The organism is Nocardiopsis exhalans, assembly GCF_024134545.1.
Taxonomy (GTDB): domain Bacteria; phylum Actinomycetota; class Actinomycetes; order Streptosporangiales; family Streptosporangiaceae; genus Nocardiopsis; species Nocardiopsis exhalans.
On record NZ_CP099837.1, the window covers coordinates 2,631,235 to 2,649,965 of the forward strand.

An 18,731-nucleotide genomic window follows, 5' to 3' on the forward strand; every position below is an offset into this window, starting at 1 on the left:
GGCGCGGAACCCGCAGCTCACAACGGGTGAGTAACGGGAAATGGACGAAGGTCCCATAAGGCGGGTACATTCTCCACACCGGTCCAGTCGCCGCTTTGAGCCTGTTCGGCGCTGTCTCGTCGTTCCGGAGTCATTCTCATCCGGCCGCCGTTAGGCCCGGTTCGACCTCACCCTGCCCCGCCGGGCATGCGTGCTCTTCGGTCGTGCCGGGCCAAACCCCTTGTCCTCTTCTGGAAAGACTCTCCACTCATGAGCTATGGTCCCCCGCCCCCCGGCAACCCTGGCCAGCCCCCCGGCGGCCCCGGCGGCTACGGGCCTCCCCCCGGCGGCCCCGGCGGCTACGGGCCTCCCCCCGGCGGCCCCGGCGGCTACGGTCCGCCCAGCGGCGGCCAGCCCGGTTACGGCGGCCAGCCCGGCGGAACCCCGCCCGACAACGGCCTCACCTGGGCCATCGTCTCCGTCTTCTGCTGCTGGCCGTTCGCGATCCCCGCGATCGTCAACGCCGCCAAGGTGAACGACCTGTGGAACCGCGGTGACCAGGCCGGCGCCCTCGATGCCCAGGCCCAGGCCAAGAAGTGGACGAAGATCGCGTTCATCATCGGCGCCATCGTGTGGGTACTGTCCATCGGCGTGAACGCGTGCTCCGCCATCTTCCTGTCCGGCTACTAACCACCACCTGAGCGGTCGACCCACGCTCCCCGCCCCCGCGCACCGTGAAGGCGCGCGGGGGCATCTCCGTTTCCGGCGCCTATGCTGGACCCCGTGCACTCCAACGACGGTTCGGCCGCTCAGTCGCGTCCGACGACGACCGACCCCCACATGACGGCCACGCCCCCGCAGAAGGGCACCGGGCGCCTGGACCGGCTGCTGCGGTCGCTGCATCCCGCCGTGTGGCCGGTGGGGCTCGGCGTCCTGGGGCTGGCGGGCGCCACGCTCCTGCACTTCGTGGACCCCAACGAGCCGGGCAACTACCCCACCTGCCCCTGGCTGCTGCTCACCGGAACCTTCTGCCCCGGCTGCGGCAGCATGCGCGCCATCGCGCTCACCACCCACGGTGACGTCCTCGGCGCGATCAGCATGAACCCCCTCCTGGTGCTGCTGGTCCCCTACATCGCGGTGACCTACGCCCTCTGGCTCGCCCGTTCGGTCAAGCCGCCCAAGCGCAGGCCCAAACTCACCCCCGGGTGGTTCCTCTGGGCCATGACCATCGTCATCACCGCGTACTGGCTCGTGCGCAACCTGCCCTGGTTCTCCTTCCTGGCCCCGGGCACCCCGCTCTTCCCCGGCTGGTGACCAGACCGCCACAAGGCGACCCGATGGACGCGGGTCCCCCGCCAGAGGTACGTTCACCTCAAAGCCTCGGTCACCGTCGGCGAGCGGGCAGGCACCGCCGCCGACCGACCAGCCCCGACCCCTTCGCCCCCTCCTGGAAAGACAGACGCTCATGAGTTACGGCCCTCCGCCCCCCGGCGACCCCGCAGGCCCGCCGCCCGGCGAGGGCTACGGCCAGCCCAGCGGCGGCTACGGTCAGCCCACCGGAGGTTACGGCCCGCCCGTCCCGGAACACGGCTATCCCACCGGCGGCTACGGTCCGCCCGCCTCGGGCTACGGCCCGCCGCATCCGGAGCTCCACGCCCAGATGCCCGGCCCCTACGGCCAGCCGCCGGCCCCCGCGCCCTACGGCCCGCCCGGTGTCTACGGTGTGCAGCCGCCCGTGGGCGAGCCGCCCAAGAACTACATGGTGATCAACATCCTGGGCATCCTCGGCTGCCTCAGCGTGCTCGGCATCATCGGCCTGATCTTCTCCCTCCAGGTCAACAGCAAGTGGCAGATCGGCGACTACGCGGGCGCCGAGTCCGCGTCCAGCACCGCCAAGGTCCTCGGCATCATCAGCATGGTCGGCTTCGTGCTCGTCGCCCTCTACGTGCTCCTGATCATCTTCGGGCTCCTGCTCGCGGCCTTCGTGTAGGACCCGGACACCGGACCGGTGACCGGCCGTCGGCCCCGCCCCCGGACGCGGGGGCGGGGCCCGGAAGTAGGCTGACAGCGTGCAGCAGGATGATCACCCCTCGAACCCCCATCCGGATCCGGCTCCGGGATCACAGCCCGAGCCGCCCCCAAGCCCGCAGCGGCGGTCGCGCACGATCCAGGACGGGCCCGCCCCGATCCCCAGGAGCCGACTCGAAGCCCGGATCGACCGCATCGCCGAGCGCGCCCACCCCGCCACCTGGCCGCTCAGCCTGGCCGCCGTCGCCCTGGCCGGGGCCGCGCTCCTGCACTTCGTTGACCCCAACGAGCCGGGCAACTACCCCACCTGCCCCTGGCTGCTGCTCACCGGAACCTTCTGCCCCGGCTGCGGAACCATGCGTGCCGTCGCGCTCCTGACCCATCTGGACGCCCCCGGCGCGCTCGGTATGAACCCGCTGCTCGTCCTCCTGCTGCCCTTCCTCGCCTACACCTACCTCCGCTGGCTGATCCGCGCCCTGCGCCCGCGCGCACGGCCGCCCGAACCTGGCTCCACCTGGATCGTCTGGACGATCCTGGTGTCCTTCGTCGTCTTCTGGATCGCCCGCAACCTGCCCTGGTTCTCCTTCCTGGCACCCGGAACCCCGCTTCTGCCCACCTGGTGACCCGCATCCGCCCGGCGTGGTGACATGGGGGCGGCGACCCCCCGGCCCCCAAGGGTGGATACGATGACCAGCACACGGTGTGACAGCTGAGCGCCCGAGTCCGCCCAGCCCGCCGCGTCCGGATCCGGACCGACCACCGTGAACCGAACCCATGGACGAGGGAGCTAGAACTGGTGAGCGTGCTCGACGAGATCCTCGACGGAGTACGCGCTGACCTGGCGCAGCGACAGGCGGAACTCCCCCTGGACCGCCTCAAGGCGCAAGCCGAGTCGGTGCCCGTCCCCAAGGACGCCGAAGCCGCCCTGCGCCGCCCCGGCGTCCACGTCATCGCCGAGGTCAAGCGGGCCAGCCCCTCCAAGGGCCCGCTGGCCGCCATCAGCGACCCCGCGGCCCTGGCCCGCGACTACGAGGCCGGCGGCGCCACCCTGATCAGCGTGCTCACCGAGCAGCGCCGGTTCAACGGCAGCCTGGACGACCTGCGCGCCGTCCACGCCGCGGTGGAGACCCCGCTGCTGCGCAAGGACTTCGTCGTGAGCTCCTACCAGCTGTGGGAAGCCCGCGTCTTCGGCGCCTCCGCCATCCTGCTCATCGTCGCAGCCCTCACCCAGGAGGCCCTGGTCTCCCTGGTCGAGCGCGCCCGCTCGCTGGACCTGACCCCGCTGGTCGAGGTCCACGACGAGGAGGAGGTCGCCCGCGCCCTGGACGCCGGAGCGACCGTCATCGGCGTCAACGCGCGCAACCTCAAGACCCTGGAGGTCGACCGGGACACCTTCGCCCGGCTCGCCCCCCTCATCCCGGCCGACCGCGTCAGGATCGCCGAATCCGGCATCCGCGGCCCGCACGACCTGCTGGCCTATGCCGGAGCCGGAGCCGGAGCCGTCCTGGTGGGTGAGAGCCTCGTCCGCGGACGCAACCCGCGCGAGGCCGTCGCCGACCTGGTGACCGCCGGTGCCCACCCCGCACTGCGCGACCGGAACTGACGGGGAAAACACGATGGGAACGACGAAGACGCACACTGAGCGGGCGCGGACAGCCACCGCGCACCCGCTCCGGCGTCGATGGCGATGGCTCTAGGGAGCCCGTAGGCACAGCCCGCGGGTTCCCGTCGCCGCGTTGACCCGAACCAACTCGCGCCGCCGGAGCCAGGCGGCGCACAGCCTTGGTCGGCGCGCGGCCCCCCGCGGCGCGACGCCCCGGGGGGACCTTCCGCGGTCGGCCTCCTCTTTCCCAGGAGAACTTCCCATGAGCCACGCCCAACCGGTGCCCGACGACCGCGGGCACTACGGCCGCTTCGGCGGCCGGTTCGCCCCCGAAGCCCTCATCGCCGCCCTCGACGAGGTCGAGGCCGAATGGGCCAAGGCCAAGGACGACCCGGCCTTCCACACCGAGTTCGACGAGCTCCTCAAGAGCTACGCGGGACGCCCGAGCCTGCTCACCGAGGCCCGCAACTTCGCCAAGCACGCCGGTGGCGCCCGCATCCTGCTCAAGCGCGAGGACCTCAACCACACCGGCTCGCACAAGATCAACAACGTGCTGGGCCAGGCGCTGCTCGCCAAGCGCATGGGCAAGACCCGCGTCATCGCCGAGACCGGTGCCGGCCAGCACGGCGTGGCCACCGCCACCGCCTGCGCCCTGATGAGCCTGGACTGCCGCATCTACATGGGCGAGGAGGACACCCGGCGCCAGGCGCTCAACGTCGCCCGCATGCGCATGCTCGGCGCCGAGGTCGTCCCGGTCACCATCGGCAGCCGCACCCTCAAGGACGCGATCAACGAGACCTTCCGCGACTGGGTGGCCAACGTCGACCACACCCACTACCTCTTCGGGACCGCGGCCGGACCGCACCCCTTCCCCAAGCTCGTGCGCGACCTGCACTTCACCGTCGGCGCCGAGGCCCGCGAACAGGTCCTCGAACTCACCGGGAAGCTGCCCGACGCGGTCGCCGCCTGTGTCGGCGGCGGCTCCAACGCCATCGCGATCTTCGCCGCCTTCATCCCCGACGAGAGCGTGGCCCTGTACGGCTTCGAGGCCGGGGGAGCGGGAGCCGACACCGAGCAGACCGCCGCCTCCATCACCGCGGGCAGCCCCGGCGTCTTCCACGGGGCCCGCACCTTCGTCCTCCAGGACGAATACGGTCAGACCCTGCCCAGCCACTCCATCTCCGCCGGACTCGACTACCCGGCGGTGGGCCCCGAACACGCCCACCTCGCCGACACCGGCCGGGCGACCTACGAGCCCATCACGGACAGCGAGGCCATGGAGGCCTTCCAGCTGCTCTGCCGCACCGAGGGCATCATTCCCGCGATCGAGAGCGCCCACGCGCTGGCCGGAGCGCTCAAGCTCGGCCAGCGCCTGGGACCCGACGCCGTCATCCTGGTGAACCTCTCCGGGCGCGGCGACAAGGACGTCAACACCGCGGCCGCCTACTTCGGCCTCGTCGACTCGGAGGGACAGGCGTAATGGCCGCGACCACACTCCAGACCAAGCTCGCCCAGGCCCGCGAGGCCGACCGCGCCGCACTCGTCGGCTACCTACCCGCCGGGTTCCCCGACGTCGACTCCTCGATCCGGGTCATCCAGGCCATGGTCGAGGGCGGCTGCGACGTCATCGAGGTCGGCCTGCCCTACTCCGACCCCATGATGGACGGCCCCACCATCCAGCGCGCCGCCGACCAGGCGCTGGCCTCGGGCACCACCACCGACGACGTCTTCCGGGTGGTGGAGGCCACCGCCGCCACCGGGGCCGCCGCCCTGGTCATGTCTTACTGGAACCCGATCGAGCGCTACGGCGTGGACCGCTTCGCCACCGAACTGGCCAAGGCGGGCGGGGCCGGGGTCATCACCCCCGACCTCATCCCCGAGGAGGCCGACGAGTGGTTCGCCGCCTCCGACGCCGCCGGGCTGGACCGCATCTTCCTGGTCGCGCCCTCCTCCACGGACCGGCGCCTGGAGCTCACCACCCGCGCCTGCAGCGGGTTCGTGTACGCGGCCTCGCTGATGGGCGTCACCGGCACCCGCACCCAGGTCGCCGACACCGCCGAAACCCTGGTGCGCCGCACCCGCGAGGTCACCGAGGACTCCGGTCTGCCGATCTGCGTGGGCCTGGGCATCTCCACGGCCGCCCAGGCCGCCGAGGTCGCCGCCTACGCCGACGGCGTCATCGTGGGCGCCGGGTTCTGCCAGCGCATCCTGGACGCCCCGGACCTGGAGACCGGACTCATCGCCGTCCGCTCCTTCGCCGAGGACCTCGCCGGGGGCGTCCGGTCCCGATAAGAGAAACCTTCGACTCCTGCGGTGGGCCGCCTCTTCCAGGGGCGGCCCACCGTCTCTTTGTGCCTGGTCAAGCACAAGGTTAAAAGCGTGAGAATCGGGTGAGAGCGACCCCCGAAACCGTCCGAAACAGCCACCCGGCAAGCGATTCGGTGGTGTGATGGCGGTGTCCCCGCCGCCCCGGGACCTCTCGCCCCGCACCGGAGCCCACCGCCCCGTGTCGCAGGGTCACTACACACAGTAGGCTTAGCTCCGATACTCAGAGCGACCAAAAGCGCACCCAAAGCCATGGTTCGCGTGCGACCGACCCCCTCTCCCGAAGGCCTGAAAGATGACGGACACCAACGACGACGCCCTCACCACCCAGCAGCCCACCCGTTGGGAGACCGTCCAGCCCTGGCTCACCCTCGCCTGCCGGATCGGCCTCGCCGCCGTCCTCATCACCGCCGCCGTCACCAAGTTCCCGCCCGCCCTGTCCGTGCAGGCGGTCGAGGCCTACGACCTCTTCCCCACCGAGGTCGCCCAGCTCATCGGCTACACCCTCCCCCTCTTCGAACTCGCCCTCGCCCTGCTGCTCCTGATCGGCCTGGCCACCCGCTACGCCGGCGCCGTCAGCGCCCTGCTCATGGTCGTCTTCATCGCCGGAATCCTCTCCGCGATGGCCCGCGGCCTGAACATCGACTGCGGCTGCTTCGGCGGTGGCGGACAGGTCGAACCGGGCGAGACCACCTACGGGACCTCCATCGCACGCGACATCGCCTTCTTCGCCATGGGCGCGTTCATCGCGATCTGGCCCCGTTCCCCCTTCGCCCTCGACCGCGTCCTCGGGCTCTTCCGGTGACCCCGGAACACGTGCCCACCGGATCACCCGAAACGACGGTCGACCACCCCAAGTAGAACCAGAAACAGAGGAAGACCATGGGGAGTGAAGCGCGCAAGCGCTCCCGCGAGAAACTCAGGGAACAGCGGGAGAAGGAGAAGCGGGCCGCCAAACGCAACCGGACCCTGATCGTCGTCGGCGCCGCCGTGGCAGTCGTCGTGCTCATCGTCGGTATCGGCTTCGCCATCCTCAACTCCGACCGCTCCAATGGCTACGACGGACCGCTGGCCGCCCAGACCCTCCAGGACGACGGCAGCGTCGTGATGGGTGAGGAGGGCGCCTCCGCCCCCGTGGTCGAGGTCTACGCCGACTACCAGTGCCCGGCCTGCCGCCAGTTCGAACTCCACAACGGCGACGTCCTCAAGCAACAGGCCGCCGAAGGCAACGCCATCGTGCACTACCGCACGGTCAGCATCTTCGCCCAGCAGCCCGTGCCCACCAGCTCCAACTCACTCCGCGCCGCCGCCGCGGGCCGGGCCTCCGCCGACCACGGCGTCTTCGTCGAGTACAACGACCTCCTCTTCGAGAACCAGCCCAACGCCGAGAACGAGGGCTACACGGTCAGCAACCTCAAGGAGTGGTTCCGTGAGACCGACGCCACCGAGGAGCAGGCCGCGGAGTTCGACGAACGCCTCGACGCCGAAGCCGCCGTGGTCACCGAGTTCACCGAGGATTTCCTGCCCGATCTCACCGTCGACGCCACCGAACAGATCGGCGAGGAGAACATCGGCCCCATGGTCCTGACCGACCTCATCAGCTGGGGAGCGGACAACGGCCACGACCCCTCCTTCCTGGAGGGCACCTACACGGGCGAGATCATCGACGCCACCGGGACGGCCTACACTCGCTACAGCGGAGAGAACGAGTTCCGCGGCACCCCCTCCGTCTACATCAACGGCGAGTTGCTCGACAACAACACCGCCATGACCGCCCGGGGCCTGAAAGAGGCGATCGCCTCCGCCGGAGACGGCGAAGTCGACACCCGGCCCATGGGCGAGGACGACGGGGGCGACACGGAGTAGAACCCCTGAACAGACCCCCCGCACGCGGGGCGAACCCGAGAGCAGAGCAGTGACATTGTCGTCGACAGCTTCCGAGGGCGCGGCCGAGTTCGGCCGCGCCCTCGCGGCCATTCCCAGCCCGGAGATCAACGCGATCCCCATCGGTCCGTTCCAGATCCACTTCTACGCCCTGTGCATCCTCGCCGGGGTCATCGTCGCGGTCTTCTGGAGCGAACGCCGTTGGAAGGCGATGGGGGGCGAACCCGGCACCATCATGGACATGGCCGTGTGGGCCGTGATCCTCGGTCTGATCGGCGGCCGCCTCTACCACGTCATCAGTGACGCGCACCTGTACTTCGGCCCGGACCGCGAAGCCATCCGCGCCCTCTACGTGTGGGAGGGCGGCCTCGGCATCTGGGGCGCCGTCCCCCTCGGGGCCGTCGGCGTCTGGCTGGTCGCCCGCAAGCGCGGACTGTCGATGTCCAAGCTCGCCTTCGCGATCGCCCCCACGATCCCCCTCGCCCAGGCCATCGGCCGCTGGGGCAACTACTTCAACCAGGAACTGTTCGGCCGCCCCACCGACCTGCCCTGGGCCCTGGAGATCTCCCCCACCCCCGAAGGCCACATGCGCGCCGGCATGGAGGTCGGCGTCACCACCTACCACCCCACCTTCCTCTACGAATCCCTGTGGTGCCTGGTCCTGGCCGTCCTCCTGGCCTACCTCGGACGCCGCTTCGAGAGCTCCCTCCAGGGCGGACGCCTCTTCGCCGTCTACGTCATGGGCTACTGCGTCGGCCGGTTCTGGATCGAGTACCTGCGCGTGGACCCGGCCAACGACTTCTTCGGCATGCGCCTGAACAACTGGACCTCCATCGTCGTCTTCCTCGGCGCCCTCGCCTACTTCGTCTGGGCCGGCCGCCGCCTCGACTCCTTCTCCACCGCCGTCGTCCCGCACGGCCACGACGCCGGAACCCAGGTGTTCGGGGACACAACCGACAGTGAGAAGGCTGACGAAGGCACCGTCTACAGCGCCGTGGACACCGATGATTCGGTGTTCGACCAGGACACGGGCTCTTCTGAGGGAGCCGGAACGGAATACCACCCGAGCCCTGAGCGATCTAGTAGCGAGGGCTCCACGGAGGACGACGCCGGCGCGGACGGCGACGGGAAAAACTCCGGGTCGAAGCCCGAATAGAGCGGGAGAACACCGAAGCCCGGCGCACAGGCCCGTGGCCGACCGCGCCGTACGGCGTTTCCCGCACCAGTCGAGCAGACCACGGGTTGACGATTGAGAAAGACCGTGAGCAGAGCCGAGTCCGGTCCCGGACGCAGACGTCGGCGCGGCGGATCACGCCGCGCCGGCAGCGCCCGCACCGAGGAGTACGTCGAGGACTACGGCACCGAGGAAGGACACGAGGAGCAGTACGATCCGGAGGAGGACTTCTCCGCCGAGTACGGCCACACCTCGTCCAGGTCCGGTGCCGAGCACGACGGCTATGACGACGATCCCGACGCCGGATACGAGGACGACTACGAAGAGCAGGGCCGGGCCGAGGAGCCCGGTCGTTCCGGAGGCCGCCAGAGCCGGCGCAAGGACAGGGGCAAGGACAAGAAGGGCGTGGGACGCGTCTCCGCTTTCTCGGCGTCCGCGATCAAGAAGGTGTCGGTCCTGGGGGAGCGACCCAACCAGATCGTCTACACCCTGGCCGAACAGAGCAAGCGCAAGCGCGGCACCGCCGTGCTCGGCGTGCTGCTCGGCGCCTTCAGTATCGCGCTGGTCGCCCTCCTCGGTGTGCTGAGCTACCAGCTCCTCACCGGGGCCGGCGGCAACACCGACCGCGGTGAGGACAGCATCGTCGCCCCGCCCGACGGGCACAGCACCATCACACCGGATTCGTACCTGTTCGAGCCGGACAACCCCGCGGTCTTCGGCCCCATCGAACACCGGGCCGAAGACGCCGAGCCCATGACCCAGGAGTCGGTCTTCGGCTCGGTCGAGGAGCTCGACATGGCCGGGATGGACCTTCAGCTGCGCGACTCCGAGGTCACCGACTCCTGCACCTCCCTGGTCTGGGGAGAGCAGCTCGGCCAGAGCCTGTTGGACGCCAACTGCCTCAACGCGGCCTCCGGTGTCTACACCGACGGCGACGGGGACTACATCGCCCAGGTGACCCTGTTCGACCTCTCCGACAGCGAAGGCGCCACCGACGTGGCCGCCGCACTGGACCCGACCAACGCCGAGACCGGCGCGGGGTTCCTGCTGACCCGCGAGGCCGAGGGCGTCGAGGGGCTCCGGGACGGCTACAGCCAGGCCAGCACCCAGGTCATGGGCCACTACCTGGCTGTGTACTGGGTCGCGGCCACCGACGGCTCTCCGCCCGGGGACGACCCCGGTATCGCCACCGCGAGCGTGGTCTCCCAGAGCGCCTTCAGCTTCGTCTACGACGAGGTCGTGGCGAACCGACCCGCAGAAGAGGAGGAGTAGGCGCGAGCAGTGACGGGGGAGCCCCGCCCAGCGGTGGCGACAGAACTGTTCGGCCCTGTCGGACGCCCCGATAGGATCTCGGACAGATCGACCCACTCCCGCTAGGACGTGTTCCGCGGACGCCGGTTCCGCGGACGCCGAGGAACACGGCCGAGGGTCGTGACGAGGGGGAGTGGTCCCCCTCCACATCCCGAGCGCAACCGGGCCGGTCACTTCGCGTGACCGGCCCGCATCCACGGAAAGGTCCTTTGGGTGTCCCCTTCTGAACCGCCGACGCCTGGCAGGCCGGGCCGCCGGAGGAAAAACAGCGAGCCCGCCGAGCTTTCGGCCGCGGCAGACCAGTCCGCCCAGTCCGCCCAGGGCCGGGCGGAGAACAGTGCGGACCGTGCGAGCGGTCGCCGCAAGGGCGGCGGCCGACGCAAGAAGGAACCCCGCCGCTTCGGCCGCATGCTGCCCCTGCTGGTCGGCGCGCTGGTCGTGGCGCTCGTCGCGTTGGGCACGGTGCTCTTCTTCGACCTGACCGGCGGCGACGACGAACAGCAGGCCGCCCAGGAGACCCGCCCGGCCCTGTACCGGATCCAGGACTCACGGGACAGCAACATGAACGTGGTGCTGTCCTCGCGCGAGGACGACACCCGCCCGCTCAACGAGGGCGAGCTGTTCGAACGGCACAACTCCGAGATCTCGGGCCAGAGCCTGGACTTCACCCTGCGCGACTCGGACCTGACCGAGGACTGCTCGGCCGCGGTCTGGGGCGACGGGCTCCAACAGGCCCTGACCGATGCGGACTGCACCCAGGCGGGCCGCGCCACCTACGTCTCCGATGACGACATCTTCGGTGTGGTCACGGTGTTCAACCTGGCTGACATCGAGGACAGCCGCGCCGTGGCCCAGGCCATGGAACTGCCCGAGACCGAGGAGGACGAGGAACCGGTCGACCCCGGGTTCGTCCTGCCGCCCTCGGGCAACGACCCCTTCGACCGCCTCGGCGCCGGCTACAGCGCCGCCGACGCGATCATCACCGGTCACTACCTCGTGGTGGTCTGGGTCCAGCCCACGGACTCCGAATCGGTGGAGGAGCGCGTCAGCCTGGTGGCGCCGCTGGTGACCCTGGCCAACTTCCGCAACCCCTTCTTCCGGCGCATCGGCGAGGTCGGCGGCGGTGAGGGGACCGGTACCGAGCAAGGCGCCGGGGACGGCACCGAGGAGGAACTGGTCGAGGACCCGCCCCTGGAGGAGGAGCTCCCGATCGAGGAGCAGGTCGAGCAGCCGGTCGACCCCGGCGAGTAGCCGCGGGCGGCGACCGACGCACAACCGAAGCGCACACGGGGCGGGGCCCGGTGGAAGTCACCTTCCACCGGGCCCCGCCCCCGTCATCTCACCGCTGACCGCCTGTTGGCGCTGACCGCCTGCTCGGGGCTGACCGCGTGTTCCCGCTCAGCCCTTGGCCTGCTGGAGCTCCTCCACCCGGGCCACCAGCTCCGAGGCCAGCACCCGCAGTTCCGAGAACCGGTGCTCGGGCAGGTCCAGCAGGCTGTGCCCGCTCAGCCAGCCCGGAGCCGAGGCCACCGCGTGCCGGGCCGTGCGCTTGTTGGTCGGCCGCCCCCGCCAGGCCGCCACCTCCACCAGCCCGGTCCGCATCGTGGTGGTCAGCGTCCCGTGTGCGCGCCCCTGCACGTGGGCCAGCAGCCGCCCGGTGCTCCCGCCCGGCTCGGGGTTGCGCCTCAACCGGATCGCCGTCAGGTCCGGGGCGCCCAGCCCCCGCAGGAACCGCACCCGCGATCCGGGCTCGACCAGGGCACGGAACTCGCGTTGGCCCGCCTCGTCGCGCACCCACCGCGAGGAGGAGGGCACCAGTACGAAGGTCTCGTCCGTGGTCGCGGCCAGCGCCACCCGGGGGGCCAACCGATCCCACCCGCCGGTCAGGTTGACCACCGCGCACGCCCCGACGGCGGTGGGGGAGTCCATCCAGGTGGACAGGCGCACCCGGACGTCCTTGGTGACCTCGCGGGGCCAGTCACCGACCAGGGCGGGCGCGGCCGCACCCGCGGCGATGTCGGCCTGGTCAGCCTTCTCGTCCTTCTCGGCGCCGTCCGCGTTCGCCGGGTCCTGCGTGCTCTCCACGGCCTCGGCGCTCTCACCCCTGAGCAGATCGGACACCCGCTCCAGCACCGCGGCGGCCCGTTCCAGGGTCAGCCCGCCCTTGGCCTCCTTGGCGTTGGACCCCTGGCTGTACACCCGGGAGGCGTCCCCGCCCGCGAAGAGCAGGGTGCGCGAGAGCGGCCGCAGCACGTACAGGTCGCTGGCGGCACCGATCGACTCCGCGCCCAGGTACCGGTTGAAGTCCGGCCACACCGCCTCCATGAGCAGCCCCGAACGCACCATGCGCGCCTGGGTGGCGGCGGCCAGTTTCGGGGTGGTCTCACTGGCCCCGTAGGCCACCAGCACCCGGCCCCGCTTGGGGTCGGACAGCCCCTCCACCCCGCGCCGCACGAACAGCTCCACCCCGTCGGGGGTGTAGGGCGGGTCGGTGAAGACCAGGTCGGCGCTCTCCCGCAGCGTCGCGGGCAGCCCCAGACGCAGGTCCGCGCTGTAGGTGCGCACCGGCAGCCCCAGCCGCTCGGCCACCGCGTCGATGTGCGCCAGCACCCGCTCGTCCAGGTCCACCACCGACACCCGCACCCCCGGCTGCACCAGGGCCAGCGCCAGGGAGGTCAGGTCGTGGTCGCCCACGCACAGCAGCGTGCGCTGGCTCAGGTCGAACCGGGTGGCCAGGAACAGCGCCCGTCGCAGGGCGGTCTCGGCGGTCGCCGACACATGGTCCAGGTCCAGGTCGGAGGAGGGGCCCTCATGGACCGCGCGCACCAGTTCGGCGGCGGCCCGGGGGTGCTCCGAGAGCAGGTGGGCCACCGGGTCGGCCAGGATCGGGGCGTTCGCGCCGTTGTAGTGGGCGGGCCGCCGCAGCCGGCACCGGTCGCGCTCGGGCTCGCGCACCAGCTCCCCGGCCTCGTCCAGGGACTTGAGCAGGGAGGAGACCACGGCGTAGGCGACACCGCTGGCGCGCACGAGGTCGTTGGCGCTCCACCAACGGCCGTCGGAGAGCAGCGCCAGGATCATCCTGGGCCGCGGGGCGTCGGTGCCGTGCTCGCGCAGGAAGTTCTGTGCCGCCTCGGGGAGGGGCGGATGCTGGTTGGGCCGGGGGGCCGCGGGTGTTTCCAGAACCGGGATCCCCGGTACGCGGGTGGTCTTGTCAGCGGTGGTGGCGCCGGTCTCGTCCGGGCCGGGGGAAATCGGGTGTCCTGCCATCTGCCGATCCTCCCATGTCACGCGGGCTCCACCGGTGGCTCAGCGGTGACTCGGCCCGGGGTGGTTCATGCCGGATGAGGGAGATATCACTTCCCTGGTCACTTCCTCCCCCCTTGGGTGCGGCGTTAACGCCGAGGTAATGTGGGCTCGCGGCGCGCTGTGTTCGTGTGCCTCGGGTGAAGAATCGGCCCCCGGTCGGCGTTTTACCCACTTTGGGAGGTTTAGCGGGGTTCCCTGGTGGAAAAACCGGCTAGGCCAGCCTTCACCGGATGCGAATCCGGGAGGGACACGTGTCACCTTCCACGGATCGGGCACGCACTGACCGACGGCGCACCGCGGCGCCACCTGGTCTAGACCTACGATTCGCATCGTGGCTGGACCAGCATGTATAAGAGAACCTGCCCGCAGCGGGCAGTCCGACCAGCACCGGCGACACGAGGACGTGTACGCGAGACGGTGAACCGGCCGGGCACCCGCACAGCCGGGCCCCCGCCCCACCGGGCGGACACAACAGCATCACGTACGCAGCAGGGCCAATGTCGTCCCGGATGCGCTTTTCACGAAGCCGATCTAAGACGACAGGAGGGTAGATGCCTGCTGGAAACGTGCGGCGTTCGTCCGTCCGAACGAACGCAACCGCCACACCCCAGGGCCTGTACGACCCCACCTTCGAGCACGACGCCTGCGGTGTGGGCTTCGTGGCCGACCTCACTGGACGTCGCAGTCACGACATCGTGCAGAAGGCGCTCACCGTACTGCGCAACCTGGACCACCGCGGCGCCTCCGGCGCCGACCCCGACGACGGCGACGGCGCGGGCATCCTCACCCAGGTTCCGCACGAGCTCTACACCGAGGTCTGCGACTTCCCGCTCCCCGAAGCCGGCACCTACGCCACCGGCATCGGCTTCCTCCCCTCCGACGCCGCCGAGCGCGCCGCCGCCGTGGAGAAGATCAACACCATCGTCACCGACGAGGGCCTGACCCTCCTCGGCTGGCGCGAGGTACCCTTCGAGCCCCAGTACAGCGGCCCCGCAGCCCGCGAGGTCATGCCCTACTTCGGACAGATCTTCATCACCGGCACCGAGGGCACCACCACCGAGGGCCTCGCCGGAATCGACCTCGAGCGCCACGCCTACTGCGTCCGCAAGCGCGCCGAGCACGAGACCGACGTCTACTTCCCGAGCCTGTCCCCGCGCACCATCGCCTACAAGGGCATGCTCACCACCCCGCAGCTGGAGCCGTTCTTCCCGGACCTGTCCGACCGCCGCTACGCCTCCGGTCTGGCCCTGGTCCACTCCCGGTTCTCCACCAACACCTTCCCGTCCTGGCCGCTCGCCCACCCGTTCCGCTTCGTGGCGCACAACGGCGAGATCAACACGGTCAAGGGCAACCGGAACATGATGCGCTCGCGCGAGGCCAAGCTCGCCAGCGACCTCATCCCCGGCGACCTGAACCGCATCTTCCCCATCGTCGACCCCGACGACTCCGACACCGCCTCCTTCGACGACGCCCTGGAACTCCTCCACCTCGGCGGCCGCTCCCTGCCGCACGCGGTCCTGATGATGATCCCGGAGCCCTGGGAGAACCACACCGAGATGGACCCGGCCGTCCGGGCCTTCTACGAGTACCACTCCACGCTCATGGAGCCCTGGGACGGCCCCGCCTCGGTGTCCTTCACCGACGGCACCCTCGTCGGCTCCGTCCTGGACCGCAACGGCCTGCGCCCCGGCCGCTACTGGGTCACCGACGACGGCCTCGTCGTCCTGGCCTCCGAAGCCGGCGTCCTGGACATCGACCCCGCCACCGTCGTGCGCAAGGGCCGCCTGCAGCCCGGCCGTATCTTCGTCGTCGACACCGCCCAGGGGCGGATCATCGAGGACGAGGAGATCAAGGCCGAACTCGCCGCCCAGCACCCCTACCAGGAGTGGATCGACTCCGGCGTCCTGCGCCTGAACGACCTCCCCGAGGCCGAGCCCACCCCGGTCACCGAACTCAACCTCGCCCAGCAGGTCTTCGGCTACACCGAGGAAGAGCTCCGAATCCTCCTCACCCCGATGGCCCGCACCGGTGCCGAGCCGATCGGCTCCATGGGCACCGACACCCCGGTGGCCGCCCTGTCCGACCGCTCGCGCCAGCTCTTCGACTACTTCTCGCAGAACTTCGCGCAGGTCACCAACCCGCCGCTGGACGCCATCCGCGAGGAAATGGTCACCAGCCTCTCCACGCTCCTGGGCGCCGAGCACAACATCCTCGACGCGGCTCCCGGCGACACCCAGCGGCTCGTGCTGCCCACCCCGGTCGTCGACCAGGCCCAGCTCGCCGCCATCGTCGCCGCCGGACAGACCAACCCCGCCCTGAAGACCTTCACCGTCGACGGCACCTACCCCGTCGACGGCGGCGGCGACGCCCTGTCCGACCGCCTGGACGAGATCAACACCGAGGTCTCCGCGGCCATCGCCGACGGCGCCCACATCCTCGTCCTCAGCGACCGCGCCGCCGACTCCGGCCGCGCCCCCGTCCCGTCACTGCTGCTCACCGGATCGGTCCACCACCACCTGGTCCGCGAGAAGGCCCGCACCGAAGTCGGCCTGCTCGTCGAGGCCGGCGACGTGCGCGAAGCCCACCACGTCGCCCTCCTCGTCGGCTACGGCGCCTCCGCGGTCAACCCGTACCTGGCCCTGGAGACCGTCCGCGACCTCGTCGAGCGCGGTGTCATCGGTGGCATCGAAGCCGACCAGGCCGTCGCCAACGTCGTCAAGGCGTTCGGCAAGAGCGTCCTGAAGATCATGTCCAAGATCGGCGTGTCCACGGTCAGCTCCTACACCGGCGCCCAGATCTTCGAGGCCCTTGGCCTGGGCCAGGACGTCATCGACCGCTGCTTCACCGGCACCACCTCCCGCCTGGGCGGCGTCGGCTTCGACGTCCTCGCCGAAGAGGTCGCCATCCGCCACCGCCGCGCCCACACCGCCACCCCCAACGCCCACCGGCGCCTCGAGGTCGGCGGCGAGTACCAGTGGCGCCGCGAGGGCGAACCGCACCTGTTCAACCCCGAGACGGTCTTCAAGCTCCAGCACTCCACCCGGAGCCGCAAGTACGAGATCTTCAAGGAGTACACGAGCAAGGTCGACGACCAGGCCGAGAAGCTCATGACCCTGCGCGGACTCTTCCGCCTCAAGGAGGGCGTGCGCGAGCCCGTCCCCATCGACGAGGTCGAACCCGTCTCGGAGATCGTCAAGCGCTTCTCCACCGGCGCCATGTCCTACGGCTCCATCTCCGCCGAGGCACACGAGACCCTCGCCATCGCGATGAACCGCCTCGGCGGCAAGTCCAACACCGGCGAGGGCGGCGAGGACCCCGCACGCTTCACCCCCGACGCCAACGGCGACCTGCGCCGCAGCGCCATCAAGCAGGTGGCCTCCGGCCGCTTCGGCGTCACCTCGCACTACCTCAGCAACGCCGACGACATCCAGATCAAGATGGCCCAGGGCGCCAAGCCCGGCGAGGGCGGCCAGCTGCCCGGCCACAAGGTCTACCCGTGGGTGGCGCGGACCCGCCACTCCACCCCCGGCGTCGGCCTCATCTCGCCGCCGCCCCACCACGACATCTACTCCATCGAGGACCTCGCCCAGCTCATCCACGACCTCAAGAACGCGAACCCCGCCGCACGGGTCCACGTCAAGCTGGTCTCCGAAGCGGGCGTGGGCACCGTCGCCACCGGCGTGTCCAAGGCGCACGCCGACGTCGTCCTCATCTCCGGCCACGACGGGGGCACCGGCGCCTCGCCGCTCAACTCGCTCAAGCACGCGGGCACCCCCTGGGAGCTCGGCCTCGCCGAAACCCAGCAGACCCTCCTGCTCAACGGCCTGCGCGACCGCATCGTCGTCCAGGCCGACGGCCAGATGAAGACCGGCCGCGACGTCCTCGTCGCCGCGCTGCTCGGCGCCGAGGAGTTCGGTTTCGCCACCGCACCCCTCGTCGTCTCCGGCTGCGTCATGATGCGCGTCTGCCACCTCGACACCTGCCCCGTGGGTGTGGCCACCCAGAACCCCGCCCTCCGGGAGCGGTTCTCCGGCAAGGCCGAGTACGTCGTCAACTTCTTCGAGTTCATTGCCCAGGAAGTCCGCGAGTACCTCGCCCAGCTCGGCTTCCGCAGCCTCGACGAGGCCATCGGCTCCGTCGACCTGCTCGACACCGCCGACGCCGTCGACCACTGGAAGGCCCAGGGCCTGGACCTGTCGCCGATCCTGCACGAGGTCGAGCCCATCGCCGGCGACCACCGCGCCCACCGCCGCAGCCAGGACCACGGCCTCGAAAAGGCCCTGGACAACACCCTCATCCAGCTCAGCGAGGGCGCACTCGACTTCGGCCAGCCGGTCAAGCTCGAACTCCCGGTCCGCAACGTCAACCGCACCGTCGGCACCATGCTCGGCCACGAGGTCACCAAGCGCTACGGCGCCACCGGCCTGCCCGCCGACACCATCGACGTGTCCTTCACCGGATCCGCGGGACAGTCCTTCGGCGCCTTCGTACCCAAGGGCATCACCCTGCGCCTGTCCGGCGACGCCAACGACTACGTCGGCAAGGGCCTCTCCGGCGGCCGCGTCATCGTCCGCCCCGCCGAAAGCTCCACCCTGGTCGCCGAGGACCACATCATCGCCGGAAACGTCATCGGCTACGGCGCCACCTCCGGTGAGATCTTCCTCCGCGGCATCGTCGGCGAACGCTTCTGCGTCCGCAACTCCGGCGCCCTCGCCGTCGTCGAAGGCATTGGCGACCACGGCTGCGAATACATGACCGGCGGCCGCGCCGTCATCCTCGGCCGCACCGGACGCAACTTCGCCGCCGGCATGTCCGGAGGCACCGCCTACGTCCTGGACCTGAACACCGAACGCGTCAACGGCGAAATGGTCGACATCGAGGAGCTCACCGGCGAGGACCGCGCATTCCTCACCGACGCCCTTACCCGCCACCACGCCCTGACCGGCTCCACCGTCGCCGAACGCCTCCTGGCCCAGGGCGACCAGGGCCTCGACCGCATCGCCAAGGTCATGCCGCGCGACTTCAAGCGCGTCCTGCTCGCCCAGGCCGAAGCCGAACGCGAAGGACGCGACGTCAACGAGGCCGTCATGGCCTCCGCGCAGTCCTGAAGTCAGCACACGA

Annotated in this window: 14 protein-coding genes; 13 read left to right on the plus strand and 1 reads right to left on the minus strand. The window is 70.5% G+C overall.

Annotated features, from left to right (window positions below; translation table 11 throughout):
* Positions 1-249 precede the first annotated feature (249 nt).
* The 12 genes from NE857_RS11775 to NE857_RS11830 all read left to right on the plus strand — a co-directional run bounded on the left by NE857_RS11775 (position 250) and on the right by NE857_RS11830 (position 11,555).
* Entirely contained in the window at positions 250-669 is a 420-nt protein-coding gene (locus NE857_RS11775; RefSeq protein ID WP_254421013.1) for a CD225/dispanin family protein, read from the plus strand.
* A gap of 150 nt (positions 670-819) precedes the next feature.
* Entirely contained in the window at positions 820-1,293 is a 474-nt protein-coding gene (locus NE857_RS11780) for a DUF2752 domain-containing protein (protein WP_254421952.1), read from the plus strand.
* A gap of 151 nt (positions 1,294-1,444) precedes the next feature.
* Complete coding sequence (locus tag NE857_RS11785) at positions 1,445-1,969, plus strand: CD225/dispanin family protein (protein WP_254421014.1); 525 nt, start codon at positions 1,445-1,447, stop codon at positions 1,967-1,969.
* Between the two features lie 79 nt (positions 1,970-2,048).
* Positions 2,049-2,630, plus strand: a complete 582-nt coding sequence (locus NE857_RS11790) for a DUF2752 domain-containing protein (RefSeq protein ID WP_344010648.1) — start codon at positions 2,049-2,051, stop codon at positions 2,628-2,630.
* Between the two features lie 173 nt (positions 2,631-2,803).
* On the plus strand, positions 2,804-3,610 hold the full coding sequence (trpC, locus tag NE857_RS11795) for an indole-3-glycerol phosphate synthase TrpC (RefSeq protein WP_254421015.1): 807 nt from the start codon (positions 2,804-2,806) through the stop codon (positions 3,608-3,610).
* A 262-nt stretch (positions 3,611-3,872) separates the two neighbouring features.
* Positions 3,873-5,090 carry a tryptophan synthase subunit beta gene (gene trpB / locus NE857_RS11800; RefSeq protein ID WP_254421016.1) on the plus strand — a complete coding sequence of 406 codons (1,218 nt, stop codon included), beginning with the start codon at positions 3,873-3,875 and terminating at the stop codon, positions 5,088-5,090.
* Positions 5,090-5,902, plus strand: coding sequence for a tryptophan synthase subunit alpha (gene trpA / locus NE857_RS11805; protein WP_254421017.1), 813 nt, complete (start codon positions 5,090-5,092; stop codon positions 5,900-5,902). Before trpB ends, trpA begins: the two co-directional genes overlap by 1 nt.
* 328 nt (positions 5,903-6,230) lie before the next feature.
* The gene (locus tag NE857_RS11810; protein ID WP_254421018.1) at positions 6,231-6,740 is read left to right on the plus strand and encodes a MauE/DoxX family redox-associated membrane protein; all 510 of its coding nucleotides are present in this window, start codon (positions 6,231-6,233) and stop codon (positions 6,738-6,740) included.
* Between the two features lie 77 nt (positions 6,741-6,817).
* Positions 6,818-7,801: a DsbA family protein gene (locus NE857_RS11815; RefSeq protein WP_254421019.1), complete on the plus strand. Its 984-nt coding sequence runs from the start codon at positions 6,818-6,820 to the stop codon at positions 7,799-7,801.
* A 55-nt stretch (positions 7,802-7,856) separates the two neighbouring features.
* Positions 7,857-8,975 carry a prolipoprotein diacylglyceryl transferase gene (gene lgt, locus NE857_RS11820; RefSeq protein WP_254421020.1) on the plus strand — a complete coding sequence of 373 codons (1,119 nt, stop codon included), beginning with the start codon at positions 7,857-7,859 and terminating at the stop codon, positions 8,973-8,975.
* A 105-nt stretch (positions 8,976-9,080) separates the two neighbouring features.
* Positions 9,081-10,265, plus strand: coding sequence for a hypothetical protein (locus NE857_RS11825; RefSeq protein ID WP_254421021.1), 1,185 nt, complete (start codon positions 9,081-9,083; stop codon positions 10,263-10,265).
* A gap of 447 nt (positions 10,266-10,712) precedes the next feature.
* The gene (locus NE857_RS11830; protein ID WP_254421954.1) at positions 10,713-11,555 is read left to right on the plus strand and encodes a hypothetical protein; all 843 of its coding nucleotides are present in this window, start codon (positions 10,713-10,715) and stop codon (positions 11,553-11,555) included.
* A 147-nt stretch (positions 11,556-11,702) separates the two neighbouring features.
* On the opposite strand, the gene NE857_RS11835 is transcribed toward NE857_RS11830, so the two are convergent.
* Positions 11,703-13,571, minus strand: a complete 1,869-nt coding sequence (locus tag NE857_RS11835) for a bis-aminopropyl spermidine synthase family protein (protein ID WP_254421022.1) — start codon at positions 13,569-13,571, stop codon at positions 11,703-11,705.
* Between the two features lie 590 nt (positions 13,572-14,161).
* Here NE857_RS11835 and gltB point away from each other — a divergent pair.
* Positions 14,162-18,718, plus strand: coding sequence for a glutamate synthase large subunit (gene gltB / locus NE857_RS11840; RefSeq protein ID WP_254421023.1), 4,557 nt, complete (start codon positions 14,162-14,164; stop codon positions 18,716-18,718).
* Positions 18,719-18,731: the final 13 nt, after the last annotated feature.

Coding starts and splice junctions, on each gene's coding strand:
- NE857_RS11775 (WP_254421013.1), top strand. CDS start 250: ATGAGCTATGGTCCCCCGCCCCCCGGCAACCCTGGCCAGCCCCCCGGC.
- NE857_RS11780 (WP_254421952.1), top strand. CDS start 820: ATGACGGCCACGCCCCCGCAGAAGGGCACCGGGCGCCTGGACCGGCTG.
- NE857_RS11785 (WP_254421014.1), top strand. CDS start 1,445: ATGAGTTACGGCCCTCCGCCCCCCGGCGACCCCGCAGGCCCGCCGCCC.
- trpB (WP_254421016.1), top strand. CDS start 3,873: ATGAGCCACGCCCAACCGGTGCCCGACGACCGCGGGCACTACGGCCGC.
- trpA (WP_254421017.1), top strand. CDS start 5,090: ATGGCCGCGACCACACTCCAGACCAAGCTCGCCCAGGCCCGCGAGGCC.
- NE857_RS11810 (WP_254421018.1), top strand. CDS start 6,231: ATGACGGACACCAACGACGACGCCCTCACCACCCAGCAGCCCACCCGT.
- NE857_RS11815 (WP_254421019.1), top strand. CDS start 6,818: ATGGGGAGTGAAGCGCGCAAGCGCTCCCGCGAGAAACTCAGGGAACAG.
- NE857_RS11830 (WP_254421954.1), top strand. CDS start 10,713: ATGCTGCCCCTGCTGGTCGGCGCGCTGGTCGTGGCGCTCGTCGCGTTG.
- NE857_RS11835 (WP_254421022.1), bottom strand. CDS start 13,571: ATGGCAGGACACCCGATTTCCCCCGGCCCGGACGAGACCGGCGCCACC.
- gltB (WP_254421023.1), top strand. CDS start 14,162: ATGCCTGCTGGAAACGTGCGGCGTTCGTCCGTCCGAACGAACGCAACC.